General features: G+C 72.0%; 19 protein-coding genes. 13 read left to right on the plus strand and 6 right to left on the minus strand.

Annotation, left to right across the window (positions count from 1 at the left end; translation table 11 throughout):
* Position 1 precedes the first annotated feature (1 nt).
* Genes ACH4OA_RS02015 through ACH4OA_RS02035 form a run of 5 tightly spaced genes read left to right on the plus strand, consistent with a single transcriptional unit; the run spans position 2 to position 4,505 of the window.
* Positions 2 to 982, plus strand: coding sequence for an NrtA/SsuA/CpmA family ABC transporter substrate-binding protein (locus ACH4OA_RS02015; RefSeq protein WP_397967160.1), 981 nt, complete (start codon positions 2 to 4; stop codon positions 980 to 982).
* Positions 979 to 1,833 carry an ABC transporter permease gene (locus ACH4OA_RS02020; protein WP_397945599.1) on the plus strand — a complete coding sequence of 285 codons (855 nt, stop codon included), beginning with the start codon at positions 979 to 981 and terminating at the stop codon, positions 1,831 to 1,833. The genes ACH4OA_RS02015 and ACH4OA_RS02020 overlap by 4 nt, the downstream gene beginning before the upstream one ends.
* Positions 1,830 to 2,555 (plus strand): ABC transporter ATP-binding protein, encoded by a 726-nt coding sequence (locus ACH4OA_RS02025; protein ID WP_397967162.1) that lies wholly within the window; start codon positions 1,830 to 1,832, stop codon positions 2,553 to 2,555. Before ACH4OA_RS02020 ends, ACH4OA_RS02025 begins: the two co-directional genes overlap by 4 nt.
* Positions 2,556 to 3,419, plus strand: a complete 864-nt coding sequence (locus ACH4OA_RS02030) for an ABC transporter substrate-binding protein (protein WP_365875246.1) — start codon at positions 2,556 to 2,558, stop codon at positions 3,417 to 3,419.
* A 12-nt stretch (positions 3,420 to 3,431) separates the two neighbouring features.
* A complete protein-coding gene (locus ACH4OA_RS02035) occupies positions 3,432 to 4,505 on the plus strand; it encodes an LLM class flavin-dependent oxidoreductase (protein ID WP_397967164.1) in 1,074 nt (357 codons plus the stop codon).
* An 88-nt stretch (positions 4,506 to 4,593) separates the two neighbouring features.
* Here the strand turns inward: ACH4OA_RS02035 and ACH4OA_RS02040 are convergent, their stop codons facing one another.
* Both ACH4OA_RS02040 and ACH4OA_RS02045 read right to left on the minus strand, forming a co-directional pair.
* Positions 4,594 to 5,013: an SDR family NAD(P)-dependent oxidoreductase gene (locus tag ACH4OA_RS02040; protein ID WP_397935230.1), complete on the minus strand. Its 420-nt coding sequence runs from the start codon at positions 5,011 to 5,013 to the stop codon at positions 4,594 to 4,596.
* Between the two features lie 247 nt (positions 5,014 to 5,260).
* A complete protein-coding gene (locus ACH4OA_RS02045; RefSeq protein ID WP_397935232.1) occupies positions 5,261 to 6,160 on the minus strand; it encodes an alpha/beta fold hydrolase in 900 nt (299 codons plus the stop codon).
* A gap of 85 nt (positions 6,161 to 6,245) precedes the next feature.
* On the opposite strand from ACH4OA_RS02045, the gene ACH4OA_RS02050 reads away from it, so the two are divergent.
* Complete coding sequence (locus tag ACH4OA_RS02050; RefSeq protein ID WP_397967165.1) at positions 6,246 to 6,836, plus strand: TetR/AcrR family transcriptional regulator; 591 nt, start codon at positions 6,246 to 6,248, stop codon at positions 6,834 to 6,836.
* Between the two features lie 277 nt (positions 6,837 to 7,113).
* Here the strand turns inward: ACH4OA_RS02050 and ACH4OA_RS02055 are convergent, their stop codons facing one another.
* Both ACH4OA_RS02055 and ACH4OA_RS02060 read right to left on the minus strand, forming a co-directional pair.
* Positions 7,114 to 7,839: an ABC transporter ATP-binding protein gene (locus ACH4OA_RS02055; RefSeq protein ID WP_397935234.1), complete on the minus strand. Its 726-nt coding sequence runs from the start codon at positions 7,837 to 7,839 to the stop codon at positions 7,114 to 7,116.
* Positions 7,836 to 8,924: an ABC transporter permease gene (locus ACH4OA_RS02060; protein ID WP_397935236.1), complete on the minus strand. Its 1,089-nt coding sequence runs from the start codon at positions 8,922 to 8,924 to the stop codon at positions 7,836 to 7,838. Before ACH4OA_RS02060 ends, ACH4OA_RS02055 begins: the two co-directional genes overlap by 4 nt.
* Before the next feature lie 172 nt (positions 8,925 to 9,096).
* Here ACH4OA_RS02060 and ACH4OA_RS02065 point away from each other — a divergent pair, with 172 nt between their 5' ends.
* Positions 9,097 to 10,314, plus strand: coding sequence for a sensor histidine kinase (locus ACH4OA_RS02065; protein WP_397967168.1), 1,218 nt, complete (start codon positions 9,097 to 9,099; stop codon positions 10,312 to 10,314).
* Positions 10,311 to 10,949, plus strand: a complete 639-nt coding sequence (locus tag ACH4OA_RS02070) for a response regulator (RefSeq protein ID WP_397935240.1) — start codon at positions 10,311 to 10,313, stop codon at positions 10,947 to 10,949. Before ACH4OA_RS02065 ends, ACH4OA_RS02070 begins: the two co-directional genes overlap by 4 nt.
* A gap of 285 nt (positions 10,950 to 11,234) precedes the next feature.
* On the opposite strand, the gene ACH4OA_RS02075 is transcribed toward ACH4OA_RS02070, so the two are convergent.
* Positions 11,235 to 11,795: a TetR/AcrR family transcriptional regulator gene (locus ACH4OA_RS02075; RefSeq protein WP_397935242.1), complete on the minus strand. Its 561-nt coding sequence runs from the start codon at positions 11,793 to 11,795 to the stop codon at positions 11,235 to 11,237.
* 113 nt (positions 11,796 to 11,908) lie between these two features.
* On the opposite strand from ACH4OA_RS02075, the gene ACH4OA_RS02080 reads away from it, so the two are divergent.
* The 3 genes from ACH4OA_RS02080 to ACH4OA_RS02090 all read left to right on the plus strand — a co-directional run bounded on the left by ACH4OA_RS02080 (position 11,909) and on the right by ACH4OA_RS02090 (position 14,065).
* Positions 11,909 to 12,628 (plus strand): SDR family oxidoreductase, encoded by a 720-nt coding sequence (locus tag ACH4OA_RS02080; RefSeq protein ID WP_397967170.1) that lies wholly within the window; start codon positions 11,909 to 11,911, stop codon positions 12,626 to 12,628.
* A 21-nt stretch (positions 12,629 to 12,649) separates the two neighbouring features.
* Positions 12,650 to 12,925, plus strand: coding sequence for a hypothetical protein (locus tag ACH4OA_RS02085; RefSeq protein WP_397945602.1), 276 nt, complete (start codon positions 12,650 to 12,652; stop codon positions 12,923 to 12,925).
* Between the two features lie 135 nt (positions 12,926 to 13,060).
* Positions 13,061 to 14,065, plus strand: a complete 1,005-nt coding sequence (locus ACH4OA_RS02090) for an NADP-dependent oxidoreductase (RefSeq protein ID WP_397967171.1) — start codon at positions 13,061 to 13,063, stop codon at positions 14,063 to 14,065.
* A gap of 34 nt (positions 14,066 to 14,099) precedes the next feature.
* Here ACH4OA_RS02090 and ACH4OA_RS02095 read toward each other — a convergent pair whose 3' ends face one another.
* Positions 14,100 to 14,387, minus strand: coding sequence for a hypothetical protein (locus ACH4OA_RS02095; RefSeq protein WP_365875242.1), 288 nt, complete (start codon positions 14,385 to 14,387; stop codon positions 14,100 to 14,102).
* Positions 14,388 to 14,832: 445 nt separating this feature from the next.
* On the opposite strand from ACH4OA_RS02095, the gene ACH4OA_RS02100 reads away from it, so the two are divergent.
* Both ACH4OA_RS02100 and ACH4OA_RS02105 read left to right on the plus strand, forming a co-directional pair.
* The gene (locus ACH4OA_RS02100) at positions 14,833 to 15,462 is read left to right on the plus strand and encodes a DUF642 domain-containing protein (RefSeq protein WP_397967173.1); all 630 of its coding nucleotides are present in this window, start codon (positions 14,833 to 14,835) and stop codon (positions 15,460 to 15,462) included.
* A 75-nt stretch (positions 15,463 to 15,537) separates the two neighbouring features.
* Positions 15,538 to 16,233 (plus strand): DUF642 domain-containing protein, encoded by a 696-nt coding sequence (locus ACH4OA_RS02105; protein ID WP_397967175.1) that lies wholly within the window; start codon positions 15,538 to 15,540, stop codon positions 16,231 to 16,233.
* The last annotated feature ends 124 nt before the right edge of the window (positions 16,234 to 16,357 follow it).

The raw sequence follows: 16,357 nt of genomic DNA on the forward strand, positions 1-16,357 counted from the left end.
AATGGCTGCCGTCGCCCTTGCCACGGTCGCTTCCCTCCTCTCCCTCAGCGGATGCGGGACATCCGCGGCGGACTCGGGCACCGGCTCCACCGTCACCGTGCGCATCCCCGACCCCGGCAACGCCGGCGTACTCGCCCTCGGCAAGAAGGACGGATCGCTCGCCCGGGAGCTGGCGAAGGTGCACGCGAAGGTCGAGTGGACCGGCAGCTCCGGGCCCTTCGCACCGGCCGCGCAGGCGCTCAACGCCGACCAGCTCGACATCGCCGTGGGGTCGATCACCTCGGGGATCACCTCGCTGTCGCAGAAGCCCGGCTTCGCGTTCTTCACCGCCACCGCGCCCGATCCGGCCGGCGAGGGCATCCTGGTCAGGAACGGCTCGGGCATCGGCTCGGTCAAGGACCTCGTCGGCAGGAAAGTCGCTGTCAACCAGGGCGGCACCGGCGAGTACCTGCTGCTGAAGGCTCTGGCCAAGGAGGGCATCGCGCCCGACAAGGTCCGCAGGGTCTACTTGCGTCCGGACCAGACCGCCGCGGTGTTCAACGCCGGCCAGGTAGACGCCTGGGCGGTGTGGGCGACGTACTCCGTGACCGAGATCGGCAGTGGCAAGGCCCACTTCGTCGCCGACGGACGGGCCATCGGCTCCGACAACTACAGCCTCACAGCGGTGCGCACCGCCTTCGCCGAGGAGCACCCACAGGTCGTCAAGGCGCTCTACCGGTACCTGCACGACGGCAGCGTGAAGGAGAAGCGGGATCCGGCCGCCTATCTGAACGTCAACACCGACACCGGCCCCGAGGCCCTCACCGGCGAGGCCAAGCGCGTACAGGTGGAGTTCACCCGCCAGGGCGCGACCGTCGAGCCGATCACCGACGCCGACATCAAGCGGTTCCGCGACGTGGCCCGCTTCTACGCCGACCACAAGGTCACACCCGCCGAGGTCGACGTCGCCGCCCACCTCCTCGACGTGACCAGGCTGTCATGACGGCGACCGACGAGATCCTTGCCGCACCCACCGCCGGACCCGTCGCGGACACGGACCTGGTGACCCCGCAGGCCGCCACCAGGCGCCCACGCTCGCGGCGGTACACCGTGGCCGTACGGGCGTCGGGCCCGGTGGCCCTGCTCGCGCTGTGGTGGGCCGCCTCCGCCACGGGCGTCCTCACCCCGGACGTACTGGCCTCGCCCGCGGACGTGGTCCGCGCCGTCGGCGAGTTGTGGGGCAACGGCCAACTGCCCGACGCGCTCGCCACCTCACTGACCCGCTCCGGAACCGGACTGCTGATCGGGCTCACCGCCGGCCTGGTGCTGGGCGTCGTCACGGGTTTCACCCGCCTGGGCGACGAACTGCTGGACTCCTCCCTGCAGACACTGCGGACCATCCCGTTCCTGTCCCTGGTCCCGCTGTTCATGGTGTGGTTCGGCATCAACGAGATCGCCAAGATCCTGCTGATCGCCGTCGCCACGACGTTCCCGATGTACGTGTCCGCCTCCAGCGGGGTCCGCAACACCGATGCCAAGCTGGTCGAGGCGATGCGCAGCTTCCAGATGAGCCGGCTCGCCGTCGTGCGGGAGGTGGTCCTGCCCGGAGCCCTGCCCTCGCTCTTGGCGGGTCTGCGGCTGTCCATGACGCTCAGCGTGATCGCTCTGATCGCGGCCGAGGAGATCAACGCGACCGCCGGTATCGGCTACCTGATGGCACAGGCGCAGAACTACGCCCGTACGGACGTCCTCGCCGTCTGCATCCTGGTGTACGGAGTGTTCGGCCTGCTGGCCGACGCGATCGTCCGCCTGCTGGAGCGGCTGCTGATGCCCTGGCGGGGAGCGGCCCGATGAGCAGCGCCGTCCACGTCGGGAACCTGCGCAAGGCGTTCGGCGGCCGCACGGTGCTCGACGGGCTCGACCTCACCATCGGCCGCGGGGAGTTCGTGGCGCTGCTCGGCGCCAGCGGCAGCGGGAAGACCACCCTGCTGCGGATCCTGGGGGCCTTGGACACGGCGGACGCCGGTGAGGTCCTCGTCCCCCGGGCGCGCACGATCGTCTTCCAGGAGCCGCGGCTCGTGCCGTCCAAACGGGTCCTGGCGAACGTGACCGTCGCGCTTCCCCGCGGACAGGCCGAGCGCGGCCGGCACGCGCTCGCGGAGGTGGGGCTCGAAGGGCACGCCCACGCCTGGCCCGCCACCCTCTCCGGCGGTGAGGCCCAGCGGGTCGCCCTCGCCCGCGCCCTGGTGCGCGAGCCCCAACTGCTGCTCCTGGACGAGCCCTTCGCGGCGCTCGACGCCCTCACCCGTCTGCGCATGCAGGATCTGGTGGGCGAGTTGTGCCGGGCCCACCGCCCCGCCGTCCTGCTCGTCACCCACGACGTGGACGAGGCGGTGCGGCTGGCCGACCGCGTCTGCGTGCTGCGTGAGGGCCGTCTCGTCACCGACGAACCCGTCGCCGTCGCCCGGCCCCGCGACCCGGGCGACCCCTCCTTCGCCGCACTGCGCCAGCGCCTGCTCGCCGACCTCGGCGTCCACGCCACCACCCCCGACACCGCCACGACCGGAGCGCACTGAATGCCCATCACCCTCGGCGTCCACGCCAGCAACCCGACCCTTTACTACCTCTCCCGGCTCGACTACGCCCAGCAGGAACTGGCCGCCGTCGGAGAAGCGGTGGCCTTCCACGCCTACACCGACGGCGTCCGCACCGGACAACTGCTGACCGAAGGCGTGATCGACTTCGGCGGCACCGGTTCGACACCGCCGGTGACCGCGCAGGCCGCCGGGCACGACCTCGTCTACGCGGCCGTCTCGGCCCCGCGGCCGGACCACGGCGCTCTCCTCGTCCTCCAGGACAGCCCGGTGCGCACGGTCGCCGACCTCAAGGGCGGCGTCGTGCACCTGGCCATCGGCTCCTGGCAGACCCACCTGGTCGCCAAAGCCCTGGACGACGCCGGCCTGTCCTACACGGCCGACATCACTCCCGTCCGCGCCGGAGCGGACAGCGAACGGCAACTGCGCTCCGGAGACATCGCGGCCTGGGTGGCCCAGGGGCCACAACTGGCCGCCGCCCTGCGCACCGGTGGCGTCCGCGTGCTGGTGCGCACCGCGGACGTCATCACCGACCGCTCCGTGTTCTTCACCCGGAGGGAGCTGGCCGAGCGCCGCCCCGAGATCGTCGACGCCGTCGTCAGGGCCTTGCGACGGGCCGACGCCTGGGCCGCGGCACATCCCCGGGAAGCAGCGGCGATCGCCGCCGACCACCAAGGCGGCAGCGTCGACGACTGGGAGACCGCGCTGCGCACCCTGCCCTGGCGGATCGAGCAGGTGAGCGAGGAATTCCTCGCCGAACAGCAGCAGGCCGCCGACATCTTCCTCCGCACCGGCTTCGTCGACCGCCCGGTCACGGTCGCCGACGCCGTCGCCCGCCAGAGCTGAGGGACAGACACCATGGCCGCCGAAATCCTGTGGTACATCATCCCCCGCGAAGGCGCCTACCCCTGGGAACCCGAGGGCCGGCGCCCCGTCGACCTCGGCTACCTCCAGCGCCTGGCCGGGGCCGTCGAGCGCCTCGGCTTCAGCGGCGCGCTGCTGGCGACGGACCTGTACGACGTGTGGCCGCTGGGCAGCGCGCTCTCCGCCGTCACCAGCCCTCGCTTCAAGCCCCTGCTCGCCGTCCACCCCGGACTGATCTCGCCGACCCTGCTCGCGAAGACGGCCCTCACCTTCGACACGCTCTTCGGCGGCCGGCTGCGCTTCAATGTCGTCAACGGGTCCACGAAGACGCTGCGCGAGTACGGTCTGGACGTCGAGCACGACGAACGATATGCGCTGAGTGCCGAGTACTGGTCGATCGTCAAGCGGCTCACCGCCGGTGAGGTCTTCGACCACAAGGGCCGCTTCTACGACCTCAAGGACGCTGGTGCCTCCTTCGGCGACCTCAGACCGGTGCAGGCGCCACACGTCCCGCTGTGGTTCGGCGGCTCGTCGGCGCCGGGCATCGAGATGGCGGCCGAGCATGTGGACGTCTATCTGACCTGGGGCGAACCTCCGCACCTGCTGAGGGAGAAGCTGGACCGGGTGCGCGAGCGCGCGGCGGCACACGGGCGCAGCCTCCGCATCGGGCTGCGGCTGCACCTGATCGTGCGGGACACCGAGGACGAGGCATGGGCGGCCGCGGACCGGCTGCTCGACGTCACCAGTGAGGCCACGTACGCACGGCAGCTCGGCGGCCGGACGGGCGAGGACGGTGTCGGATGGCAGCGCCAGTTCCGCCAGCACGGAGGCAAGGTACCGGCTCGCGCCCGTGAACTCGAGGTCCATCCGAACCTCTGGCCGGGCATGAGCCTGTTCCGCCCCGGACCGGGAACGGCGGTGGTCGGCTCCACGGCGCAGGTGGTGGAACGGCTGCGGGAGTACGAGGAGTTGGGCGTCGACACGTTCATCCTCTCGGGCAACCCGCTGCTCGAAGAGGCGTACCGAGTGGCGGAAACAGTCCTTCCGCACCTCGGGATCCGGAGCTGAGTCCACCGGACACGTCGGCGCCGGCACCGGCCCCCGCCGGCGGTCAACGGTGTGGTCGGTCTCGCCGCCCGGGAGGCCGCCATCGCGTTCACGCCCGGCATCTGCCTGCCGGGATGCGGCCCAGTATCGTCGCGGCCCGGCCGGCGTCTTCCCGGTGGGCGCGGGTGAGGTCGGTGACCGTGTAGCCGGGGGCGATGGCTTCGACCCGGATCCCGTGCCGGGACCATGCGTTGGCCAGCGCGCGGGTGATGCCGAGGACGCCGTGCTTCGAGGCCGCGTACGCGGGCAGCTCGACACCCAGGGCGGACTCGAGGAGCCGCGCTTTGAGAACACGGGTACGGGCCGCGGCGCCGTCGATGAGCAGCGCGAGTTGCCTGCCGGGTTGTTCAGGGTCGGCGGCGCCGGCTTCGCGGGCGGTGCCGGCGAAGGTGGCCGGGCGGACAGTCCTGCTCGTCCCGCACCGCGGCGACGCGGCCGACGAGGGCGGGCGGTCCGGCGCCTCCCGCAAGTCCTGGCGATCGTGCGGGAGGCGGACGGCCCGGTGCGGGTCAGGGCGGTCGGCGAGCGGCTGGGGCTGGACGCCTGGATACGCGGCAGGCTGGGACCTTCGCGGGCGAGGATGACCCAGCTCGCCGGCCGGGACCGACTGCGCAAGCGGGGCGGCGGGCGGTGCACGGCACGTCCGTGGGCGCGCGGGGCGGGCGCGTAACCGGCGGGCTCCCGACGGCAACGGGGATCGCGCTCCTGCCAGAGCGCTAACGGCCGGTGAAGAAGCCGGTGAGGGCGGCGGTGACGGCCTCGGGCTGCTCGTCGGGGATGTAGTGACCGGCGTCGGGCACGATGACGCCGGTCACGTTCTCGGCCCACGGGCTGAGGGAGGCCGCCATGTCCGGGATCGAGCCGTGGCTGCTGGAGATGGCGAGGACGGGCACGGTCAGTCGCCGTTGCTCGAGTGCCGCGCGGTTCTTGCGCGCGGACTCGGCGGCGTCGCGGTAGGAGGCGAGGGAGGCGCGCAGGCCGCCGTCGACGGCGAGGGCCGCGCCGTAGTGGTCGAGCTCCGCTTCCTCGAACGCGTCGGGCGCGAGGGACTTGGTCTTCAGGAACCAGCCGATGTACTCCCGCTCGCGGCCGGCTATCAGCGTCTCGGGAAGGCCGGGCACCACGTGGAACGCGAAGTGCCAGGTCTTGAACGCCAGAGCCGGGTCGAGGGGGATCGCTTCCGGCATGGTGATACCGGGAATTCCGGCGTCGAGCAGCGCGACCCCGTGCAGTCGGCTCTCGTAGTTCAGGGCGAGGGAGAAGGCGACCCAGGCCCCGATGTCGTGCCCGGCGAGCCAGTAGTCCCCCACGCCGAGAGCGTTCACGGCGGCCTGGGTGTGCGCGGCGACCGTGTGCGTGTCGTAGCTGAGCTCCGGATGCTCGGAATGGCCCTGGCCCGGCCGGTCGAGCGCTATGACCCGGAACCGGTCGGCGAGAGCGGGCATGACCTTCCGCCAGGCCCACCACGTCTGCGGGAAACCGGTGAGCAGGACGACGGCCGGTCCGTCCGGCCGGCCGCCTTCGACGGCGTGCAGACGGACGCCGTCGGCGTCGACCCAGCGGTGCGTGAATCCGGCCAGGTCGTGCAGGGGCAGGGCGGGGACGGGGTTGGTCATGGGAATCCTCCATCGAGGCGGGTGGACCGTGATGCGACGCTAGCACGTCTTGAACCGATCAGTTCAAGATGGGAGGATGGGCCGCATGGCAGGCAAGAAACAGTTCGACATGGACACGGTGCTCGACGCCGCGATGATCCAGTTCTGGCGCTCCGGCTACGCCGACACCTCGCTCGACGACCTGTCCAGGGCGACCGGCCTGAACCGCAGCTCGATCTACTCCTCGCTCGGCGACAAGGACGCGCTCTTCCTTCGCTGCCTGGATCGCTACGCCACGCGCTACGGCGACAAGTTCGACGCCGCCCTCTCGTGCGCGGCCGAGGACCCCGTCGCCGCCGTCCGTGCGTTCTTCGACGTCACCCTGGGGCGCATCGCCGATCCCGCCGTGCCCGATGGATGCCTGATGGCCCAGTCGGTCATGGCGAGTCCGGCGCTGAGCCCGAGCGTCGCGGAGCACGTCAAAGAGCTGTTCGGCCTCCAGCGCCCGCGCCTGCGCACCGCGCTGAAGGCCGGCGGAATGTCCGACGAGAACGCCGAGGACTTCGCCGTACACATAGCGGCCGTGAACCAGTCCCTCGCGGTGATGGGCAGGGCCGGGTCGAGCCCGGAGCAACTCCGGGCGATCGTCGGCGTGACCGTCGACGCGCTCGCACGGGCGCTGAGACCGGCCGGATAGCCGGCACATCACATCTCTGCCTGGCAGTCAAAGGCGCTTCTCCATGTCCGGCGGGGCAAGACAGGCGGCTGACGTAGCCGGCGTCGACCGTGGCGGGCCGGGCGAATCGTCCCTCCAGGAGTGACGGAGGCGTCCCGCGGAATCGCCTCGGAAGTACGCAGAGCGGTGACCTGATTGCCCCGGCCGACGCGTTTCCAGGGCCGGGGCGACTGCGGCCGACCGAGCGCGGGACCGCCGCCGCGGGAGGTCCGCGGGCGGGCGGTGAGTGCGGGGAGAGTCACTCCCCGGGGCTCGGGACCGGCGCGCTGCCGGTGCTGATCGGCTGCCGCGTGCCCGGCAGGCGCAGGCGTCCGTCGCGGACTTCGGCGATCTGGTCGGCGGCGGTGAGGTGGGTGTGGTCGTGGGTGACCAGGATGGTGGCGGTGGCCCGCTGATGGGTGAGGCGGGTGATGAGGTCGATGACGGCGGCGCCGCGTTCGTGGTCGAGGGCGCTGGTGGGTTCGTCGACCAGGAGGACGGTGGGGTCGTTCATCAGGGCGCGGGCGATGTTGACGCGCTGGCGCTGGCCGCCGGAGAGCTGGTGGGGGCGGCGGCCGGCCTGGTCGGCCAGACCGACCGCGTCGAGGAGTTCCATCGCACGGGTGAGGGCGGTGCGGGGTTTGCGGCCGTCGATCCGGGCCATGACCTGGAGTTGTTCGGCGGCGGTGAGGGAGGGCAGCAGGTTGGGCTGCTGGAAGACGATGCCGATCCTGTGTCGGCGCAGTGCGGTCAGTTCACCGCGGCTGAGTCCGGTGGTGGAGGTGCCGTCGAGGGTGACGGTGCCGGTGTCGGGGGTGATCAGGGTGGCGGCGACCGCCAGGAGGCTGGACTTGCCGGAGCCGGAGGGACCGACCACGGCGGTCAGGCTGCCCTTGGGGGCCTCCAGGCTGACCTGGTCGAGGGCGGTCAGGCGTGTGTCGCCGTCGGGGTAGGTGAGGGTGATGTCGGTCAGGATCAGGCTCATCGGGTGCTCCCCAGGGCGGCCAGCGGGTCGACGGAGGTGATGCGGCGGATGGACAGGGCGGCGCCGAGCGCCCCGAGGAGGATCGTCACGGCCGCGGGGAGCAGGACGGTGGCGGGGGCGAGGAGGAAGGGTACGGCGGAGCCGGCCACGAGTGCGCCCAGGGCTGCGGCGATGCCGGTGCCGATCATGGTGCCGCCGGCGAGCAGGACGACTGCCTGGCCAAGAGCGTCCTTGAGGAGGCCCGCGGTGGAGGCGCCCAGGGCCTTGAGGACGGCTACGTCGCCGCTGCGCTGGATGGTCCAGACGGTGAAGAAGGCGCCGATGACGAGGGCGGAGATGGCGAACAGGAAGCCGCGCATCAGTTGCAGGGAGCCGTTTTCCGAGGTGTAGGAGCCGATCGCGGACAGCGAGTCGTCAGTGGAGACCGTCTTGGTGCCGACTTGGTGGTCGATGGCGGCCGTATCAGCCTTGGAGGTGGTGCTCAGGGCGATGACGGTCGCGGTCGGGCCTTCTGCGGTGCCAGTGGGCGGCGCGGTCTTGTGCCAGGTGTCCAGGCTGGTCCAGATCACCGGTGTGTGGCTGTAGTGGGCCTCGCCCTGGACGGCGGCCACCGTCAGCTGCCGGCCTGCCAGGGTCAGAGCGTCGCCGGCCTTGACGCCGAGGTCGTCGGCGGCCGCGGTGGACAGCACCACCGCGCTGCCGGTGATCTTGTCGCTGTCCGGGGCCAGGCGGGAGCCGGGCTCGACGCCGAAGGCCGAGACACCCGTACTTCTGTCTCCCGCGGTGGCCCTGGACGTGGTGATCCCCAGCGGCTCGGCGCTTTCGACACCCGGCGCCTCGGACCACTTCCTCCACTGCGCTTGCGTGACGGTGGAGGCGGAGTACGACAGGTCCTGACCGCCGCTGGGAGCCTGGAAGGCGATCTTGTCGGCGGGCAGGGACGTGATCGCCGAGATGCTCTGCCGGCCCAGTCCGGCCGTCAGCCCGGACAGCAGCCCGACCAGCAGGGTGATCAACACGATGACGGTTCCCATCAGGGCGAAGCGCCCCTTGGCGAACTTCAGGTCTCTCCAGGCGACGAACACGGCCTCGGCCTGTCCTTTCCAGCGGTGGAAGCGGTATGACCCCACCGTCGCCGCCGACCCCCTGCGCGCGCGTCTGGCGCAGGAGGGCACTTGGCGGACCGGAAGACGGCAACCGGGTTCTGACTTTCGATGGAGGCCCCGGGGCGCCGGCCTCCGTAACCTGGGACGCACTGTGAACACCGCTCCTGCCCTGACCCCGACCACCCGTGCCCTGGCCTGGTGCCTGCACCTGCTGATCAGCGGCCTGCTCGCCCTGGCCGTCGGCCGGGCCGTGGCCGACCACCGGCCGCACACCGGGTGGACCGTCACCGCGGCGGCGGTGTGCGGCCTGGTGTATGCGCTCGGGCCCACGCTGCCGGGCGTACGCCGTTCACGGCGGACCGCCGCGGTGTGGCTGGCCGCCGTGGGCGCCTGTTGGCTGGTGCTGCTGGCCCTCACCCCCGACGCCGTATGGGTGGCCTTCCCGCTGTACTTCCTCCAGCTCCACCTGCTGTCCCGCCGCCTCGGCCCGGCGGCGGTGGCCGTCACCGCCGCCGCGGCCATCGCCGGCTTCGCCGCCCACACCGGCTCCTTCGGCCCGGCCGTGGCGATCGGTCCCGCGCTCGGTGCCGCCGTCGCGATCGCCGTGGTGTGGGGCTACCAGGCCCTGTACCACGAGAGCGAACAACGCAGGCGGCTGATCGAGGAGCTCACCGCCACCCGGGCCGACCTCGCCCAGGCCCAGCACACCGCCGGCGTCCTCGCCGAACGCGAGCGGCTGGCCCGCGAGATCCACGACACCCTCGCGCAGGGGCTCTCCAGCATCCAACTGCTGCTGCGCGCCGCCGAACGCGCCCTGCCCGGCCGGCCCGACACCGCGGCCCGCCATGTCGACGCGGCACGCCAGGCAGCCGTGGACAGCCTCGCCGAGGCCCGCCGCTTCGTCGCCGCCCTCACCCCGCCCACACTGGAGGGCACCACCCTGGCCGGCGCCCTGGAACGGCTGTGCACCACCACGTCCGCCCGCCACCGCCTCACCGCACGCTTCCACCTCGCCGGCGTCCGCGCCCCGCTTGCGACCGCGCACGAGGTCGCGCTGCTGCGCATCGCCCAGTCCGCCCTCGCCAACACCGTCCAGCACGCCCAAGCCACCACCGCCGAGGTCACCCTCAGCTATCTCGCCGACCACGTCGCCGTGTCGGTCGTCGACGACGGACACGGCTTCTCGTCCGAGCGGCTGCCCGCCCCCGGCCCCGAGGCGGGCGGCTTCGGACTGGCGGCCATGCGCGCCCGCGTCAACGCCCTCGGTGGCACCCTGACCATCGAATCCGCCCCCGGCCACGGCACCTCCCTGACCGCCCGACTGCCCCTCACCCCGCCGGCCGAGATCCGGCCCGAGGCCCGCCCATGACCGGAAACGCGCCCATCCGCCTGCTCCTGGCCGACGACCACCCCGTCGTACGGGCCGGACTGCGCGCCGTACTGGAAACAGAACCCGGCCTCGTCGTCCTGGCCGAAGCCGCCACCGCCGAGGACGCCGTCATCCGTGCCGCCGAAGGGGACATCGACGTCGTACTGATGGACCTGCAGTTCGGCAAGGGCATGGGCGGCGCCGAAGCCACCGCCCAGATCACCGCCCGGCCCGGAGCGCCCCGCGTGCTGATCGTCACCACCTACGACTCCGACGCCGACACCCTGCCCGCGATCGAGGCCGGCGCCACCGGCTACCTCCTCAAGGACGCCCCGCCCGAGGACCTGGCCGCCGCCGTACGCACCGCGGCCGCCGGACGCACCACGCTGGCGCCCACGGTCGCCGACCGGCTGATGAACCGGCTGCGTGCCCCCGGCACCGCCCTGACCCGGCGCGAGACCGAAGTCCTGGCCCTGGTCGCCGACGGCCTGTCCAACCAGGCCGTCGGCAAGCGCCTCCACCTGACCGAGGGCACCGTCAAGTCCCATCTGACCCGCATCTACGCCAAGCTGGGCGTCGACTCCCGCACCGCCGCCGTCGCCACCGCGACCGACCTCGGTCTCATCCGCCGCTGACCGGGGCGCACCCGAACGCCCGGAGCCGCCGCCCAGCGCCATGGGGCGCGGACCGTGACAGCCGCTGCGCCCGTCTCGGCGCCACCGGCCCTCGCCAGTGCACGACTGGCGGTGCTGATCCGGCCCCGGCCCGGCCGGGTGCCGTCGACCGGGCGTACGACTGTGAGCCGGGGGGGCGTCGAGGAACGTATCGAGCCGATCACCCGTCAGGGCGGCCGGCCGCTCACCTCGAGCACTGCGGTTCACCCCTGCCCGTGCTGACACGGCGATGTCGGCCGCGTGTGATCAGCCTGTTCCCGTCAAGGCTGCGTGCCCGGCGGCGAGGATCTCCGCGGAGAGCGGGGAGCCCTTGGTGGCCCGGGACAGGACCAGCGCACCGAACAGGGTGCAGAGGCGGACGATGCCGTCCTGGTCGTCACCGGCCAGGAAATCGGCGAAGTCGGCCACGCCCTCGGCGTAGACCCGACGGGCCTCGTGTCCCCCGCCCTCGCGCGCGATGTCGGTGGCGAGGGCGGCGACCGGGCAGCCGTCCGCCGGGTCGTCGCGGTGCTCGGCGGAGAGGTAGGTGTCGATCAGCGCCCGCTGGGCGGCGGCGCGCTGCCCGTCGTACCGCTCCAGCCCGGCGCGGTGGCGTTGGGCGAGCTCGGCGAAGGCGTGCGCGGTGGCCTCGTCGACCAGCGCCTCCTTGGAGGCGAACTGCTTGTAGAAGGCGCCGTGGGTCAGACCGGCCGCCTTCATCAGGTCGGCGACGCTGACCTGCGTGCCCTGCTCGCGGAACAGCCGGGATGCGGTGTCCACCACCCGCCGGCGGTTCTCCTCCGCCTGTGCCTGTGATACGCGGCCCATGACCACCTCCCGCTTGGATGTCGACTGGCATCTATCGTAGACCCATGTTTAGATTGCCTGCATAATCTATTTGTGCGGGTGACCGACGGTGCCCGCCACGACCAGGAGCGAGCATGGAGCTGAACAACGCGGTCGCGGTCGTCACCGGCGCCAACCGGGGCTTGGGGAGCCACCTGGCCGCCCGGCTCGTCGAGCGCGGCGCGAAGGTGTACGGCGCGGCCCGGCGCCCCGAGACGGTCGACGTGCCGGGCGTCATCCCGCTGCGGCTGGACGTCACGGACGAGGCGTCGATACGAGAGGCCGCGCGCGTGGCGTCCGACGCGACACTGCTGATCAACAACGCGGGCATCTCCACCGGCGCGACGCTGATCGGGGGCGACGTGGCCGAGGTGCGCCGGGAGATGGAAACCAACTTCTTCGGCCCGCTCGCCGCGACCCGCGCCTTCGCCCCCGTCATCGAGGGCAACGGCGGCGGCGCCGTACTCAACGTCCTGTCCGCGCTGTCCTGGTTCCACCCGGCAGGACTCGGCTCCTACGCGGCTTCCAAGGCCGCCGCCTGGGCGCTGAGCGACGCGACCCGTGAGGAGCTGGCACCGCGCGGGATCGCCGTATCGGCGCTGCACGTCGGCTACATGGACACCGACATGGCCGCCGGCGTGCCCGCCGATCAGAAGGTCGCTGCCGCCGACGTCGCGGCCCAGGCCCTGCACGGCATCGAGACCGGCCTGCCCGAGATCCTGGCCGACGAGACCAGCCGGCACGTCAAGCAGAGCCTGTCCGCGGCATCCCAGCCGAACACACTGTCCGCGGCACCCCAGCCGCACACGGACTGAGGCTCCCCCCGCCACCCCCGCGTGACACCCGCGCAGGAGGCGGTGGCCTGGGTGCGCGAGCGCGCCGCCCGTTCCGTGGCCACGCTCGTCCCGGTAGTCGGCCCGCGCAGTCCCTCCCAGCTCGACGGCTGCCTCGGCGCCCTCGACGTCCGGCTGGCCGATAAGCAGTACACCCGCCTGGCCGAGGTCGGCGCGGTACCGCTCGGCGTGCCCCACGAGGGGATCATCGCCTCCCTGGACCGCCTCCGGGGAGGCGCCGCCGACCGCGTCACCGCCCCGGTCGTGCCGGTGGCCTGACGGAGGAACGCTGCCGAGGCCGCGGTGCGCCCGCGCCACGGCCGGAAGAAGACACGAACCATCTCGCCCCGGGAGAAGCCCGGGGCGAGCGGAGACCCCGGCCTCGCACGGACGGGAGAGGGAACGGAGACGACGATGAGGGCTTTCGTGGTCGAGAAGTACGGCGACCAGTCCGGGATGCGCGCCGCCGAGACAGCCGAACCGCGGACAGGTGCCGACGACGTCCTGGTCAAGATCCACGCGGCGGGCGTCAACCCGCTGGACCTCAGGATCCGCAACGGAGACTTCAAGACGTTCCTGCCCTACCGTCTCCCGCTCGTTCTGGGCAACGACCTCGCAGGGACGGTCGTCCGGGTCGGCGCCTCCGTCACCCGCTTCGCGGTGGGCGACGAGGTCTACGCCCGGCCCGACAAGGACCGCATCGGCACCTTCGCCGAACTCATCGCCGTCCACCAGGACGACCTGGCACCCAAACCGGCCGCCCTCACCATGGCCGAGGCCGCCTCTCTTCCCCTGGTCGCCCTGACCGCATGGCAGGCACTGGTCGAGCGGGCACGCGTGCGGCCGGGCCAGAAGGTCCTCGTCCACGCGGGCGCCGGCGGCCTCGGCTCCATCGCCGTCCAACTGGCCAAGGCGCTGGGAGCGCATGTGGCCACCACGGTGAGCACCGGCAAGGTCGACGTGGCCAAGGACCTGGGCGCGGACGTCGTCGTCGACTACCGCACCCAGGACTTCGCAGAGGTCCTCGACGGCTACGACGTCGTCCTCGACAGCCTCGGCGGCGAGAACCTCGCCAAGTCCCTGCGCGTTCTCAAGCCCGGCGGCACGGCCATCAGCGTGGCGGGCCCGCCCGACCCGGCCTTCGCCCGCGAACTGGGCGTGAATCCGATCCTCCGCCTGGCCATGACCGCCCTCAGCTTCAAGACCCGACGCAACGCCAAGCGCCGCGGTGTGACGTACTCGTTCCTGTTCATGAAGGCCAGCGGCGACCGACTGCGCGAACTCACCGCCCTCGTCGACACCGGGAAGATCCGCCCCGTCGTCGACCGCGTCTTCCCGTTCGAGGAAACCCTCCAGGCGATGGAGTACGTCGAAACGGGACGGGCGAAGGCCGGCAAAGTCGTCGTCGTCATGCCGTAGGAGCGGGCCGAGTCCAGACGCCGGTCACCTCGGATCAGCCGAGACCACGATGGGCGGCCCACAACGCTCCGGCACGGCTGGCGGCGTCGGATACCAGGGCCGCCAGTTCGGGTTCGTCGGGGACAGGGAACGCGACGTAGGCGCCCCGACCGCCACCGACCGGCCTGCCGTAGGCCTTCACGGCGAGGTGACCGTCCGGGAGAAGCCGGACGTTGAGTGTCGTCAGCGTGAACGCTTCACCGCGTCGGGTGTCCGTCCAGCGGAGCGCCTGCGGGATCACGACGTTGATCGCCAGAGCACTTACTTCCAGCTCGCTGTCCATGCACGGATGATGTCACGCGGATCACCGCGGGCGGCCGGCTCCGGGGAGCGTCTACTGACCGCCATGAATGATGTCTTGGGTGTGACGAGGCCGACGTCGTTGGCGCCCGTGTACTTCTGTACGTGGATGCGGGCTCCGTCATCCGTGGTCGACCCCCGCCACGTCCAGGACGAGTCGTCCGTTCTTCTGTCCACTGCGCCGTCTGCCGAAGCGGCCCGATGCCCTGGACGCCCCGCGCATGGAAGCACGTGTTCCGCTTCCTTGCGCGCGGGCGCACGCCGATACGTGACGTGCGCACTGGTCACGCGCTGGTGCTCCCCTTCGGAGCGCCCCGAACGAGTGACAAGCAGTGGGGTGTGCGAAGTGGAGGGAACGCGGGAAGCACGCGGTCACCATCCGTGAGGTGCGTGACCGCGATCAGCTCTCCTCACAGGAAGGACACCGCATGTCGTTCACCTCACGAACCGTGGGCCTGATCGCCGCGACGCTCCTGACCGTGCCCCTCACGCAGGCACACGCCGGCGTTCCCCACCGGATCGCGGCAGCCCCCGTCGGGCCCAACCTCATCAACAACGGCAGCTTCCTGAGCCCCGGAGTCACCCGCGAGCAGCGGCTCAAGGCGTTCAACGCGGACACCGACGCCCCCATCACCCCCTGGGAGGTCACCGCGGGCGAGGTGCACATCTTCTCCGAACACGAGGCGGGCGCCGGCGGCGCCCAGGCCGCGGACCTCACCGGTGGCCCCAAAGCCACCATCAGGCAAGTCGTCCACCTCAACGACGGCACCCGCTACAGGCTGACGTGGCAGGAGCGCACCGAGAGCTGGGAAGGGTGCGGGGAGAAGCCCGCCGAGAACCAGAAGTACCAGGTCGCCGTCACCGGGCAGCGCACCAAGACCTACACCCCCACCTCGTCCTGGCAGCCGCCGGACCCCAACCCCCTGGACTTCACCGCCACGGCGGACGACACGGTCGTGCAGTTCATCTCCGCCTCCGACAACAACGTGGCCCCCGCCCACTGCGGCGCGATGATCACCCACGTCTCACTGAAGGAACTCAGGAGCGGCAACAACTGACCCCGCGCAGTCCGCACGCACGCGACGGGCGCGCTGTCGCATGACAGCGCGCCCCGCCCGTCCAGGAGAACCAGCTTGAAGCACACCGCTGCCGCCACCTGTCTGCTCGTCGCAACGGCCTTGTTCGTCACAACGAGCCAACTCACCGGACACAGCACCGCGGCCGTCGCCGAACCGTCCGTCCGCAACGGCACCTTCACCGACCCGACCGCCCCTGCCGGCAGCTACCTGCGCGTCACCGGCGACTCCGCCCACGGCCCGGCCCACTGGTCGCTCACCCGCGACGACATCGACCTCTACAGCCCTTCCCTGGCCCGCCTCGACGACGCGCAGTCCGCCGACCTCACCGGTTCCCACAACGGAGCCATCAGCCAGAGCATCGCCACCACAGCCGGCCAGACCTACGAACTCACCTGGCAGGACGCGCCGGACACCTGGCCCGGAGCCCCGCAGGACCCGACCGGCTTCGATCCGGAAAAACAAAGCTGCGCGGACAAGAACGCCGACGACCAGCCGTACCAGCTCGTGATCGGCGATACCCGCGCCGTCACCTACCGGCCGTCCGGCACCGGTCGCCAGCCCGCCTGGACCGCCCGGTCCCGGCAGTTCACCGCCCGGGAAGACGACATTGTCATCCGGTTCATCTCCCAGTCCAGCACCGGGACGCTGCCCCACTGCGGCCCCCAGATCACCCGTGTGAGTCTCCGCCCGGCAGCCGTCCCCCGGCACGAGCCGGGCACACCGGCCAGGAGTACGGCCACCCACCCGTGACCCGGCCGGGGGGGGGGGGGGGGGGGGCCCCCCCCCCCCCCCCCCCCCCCCGCCCCCCCCCCCCGGGGGCCCCCCCCCCCCCCCCCGGCCCGGGGCGGGGGGGGGGGGGGGCCCGGGGGGGGGC

Source organism: Streptomyces sp. NPDC017095, from assembly GCF_044332325.1.
Taxonomy (GTDB): Bacteria; Actinomycetota; Actinomycetes; order Streptomycetales; family Streptomycetaceae; genus Streptomyces.

Excerpts from the sequence above, each read along its gene's own strand:
- ACH4OA_RS02045 (WP_397935232.1), bottom strand. The coding sequence starts at position 6,160 with ATGACCAACCCCGTCCCCGCCCTGCCCCTGCACGACCTGGCCGGATTC.
- ACH4OA_RS02080 (WP_397967170.1), top strand. The coding sequence starts at position 11,909 with ATGGAGCTGAACAACGCGGTCGCGGTCGTCACCGGCGCCAACCGGGGC.
- ACH4OA_RS02100 (WP_397967173.1), top strand. The coding sequence starts at position 14,833 with ATGTCGTTCACCTCACGAACCGTGGGCCTGATCGCCGCGACGCTCCTG.
- ACH4OA_RS02090 (WP_397967171.1), top strand. The coding sequence starts at position 13,061 with ATGAGGGCTTTCGTGGTCGAGAAGTACGGCGACCAGTCCGGGATGCGC.
- ACH4OA_RS02035 (WP_397967164.1), top strand. The coding sequence starts at position 3,432 with ATGGCCGCCGAAATCCTGTGGTACATCATCCCCCGCGAAGGCGCCTAC.
- ACH4OA_RS02095 (WP_365875242.1), bottom strand. The coding sequence starts at position 14,387 with ATGGACAGCGAGCTGGAAGTAAGTGCTCTGGCGATCAACGTCGTGATC.
- ACH4OA_RS02015 (WP_397967160.1), top strand. The coding sequence starts at position 2 with ATGGCTGCCGTCGCCCTTGCCACGGTCGCTTCCCTCCTCTCCCTCAGC.
- ACH4OA_RS02055 (WP_397935234.1), bottom strand. The coding sequence starts at position 7,839 with ATGAGCCTGATCCTGACCGACATCACCCTCACCTACCCCGACGGCGAC.
- ACH4OA_RS02075 (WP_397935242.1), bottom strand. The coding sequence starts at position 11,795 with ATGGGCCGCGTATCACAGGCACAGGCGGAGGAGAACCGCCGGCGGGTG.
- ACH4OA_RS02050 (WP_397967165.1), top strand. The coding sequence starts at position 6,246 with ATGGCAGGCAAGAAACAGTTCGACATGGACACGGTGCTCGACGCCGCG.
- ACH4OA_RS02025 (WP_397967162.1), top strand. The coding sequence starts at position 1,830 with ATGAGCAGCGCCGTCCACGTCGGGAACCTGCGCAAGGCGTTCGGCGGC.
- ACH4OA_RS02020 (WP_397945599.1), top strand. The coding sequence starts at position 979 with ATGACGGCGACCGACGAGATCCTTGCCGCACCCACCGCCGGACCCGTC.
- ACH4OA_RS02070 (WP_397935240.1), top strand. The coding sequence starts at position 10,311 with ATGACCGGAAACGCGCCCATCCGCCTGCTCCTGGCCGACGACCACCCC.
- ACH4OA_RS02030 (WP_365875246.1), top strand. The coding sequence starts at position 2,556 with ATGCCCATCACCCTCGGCGTCCACGCCAGCAACCCGACCCTTTACTAC.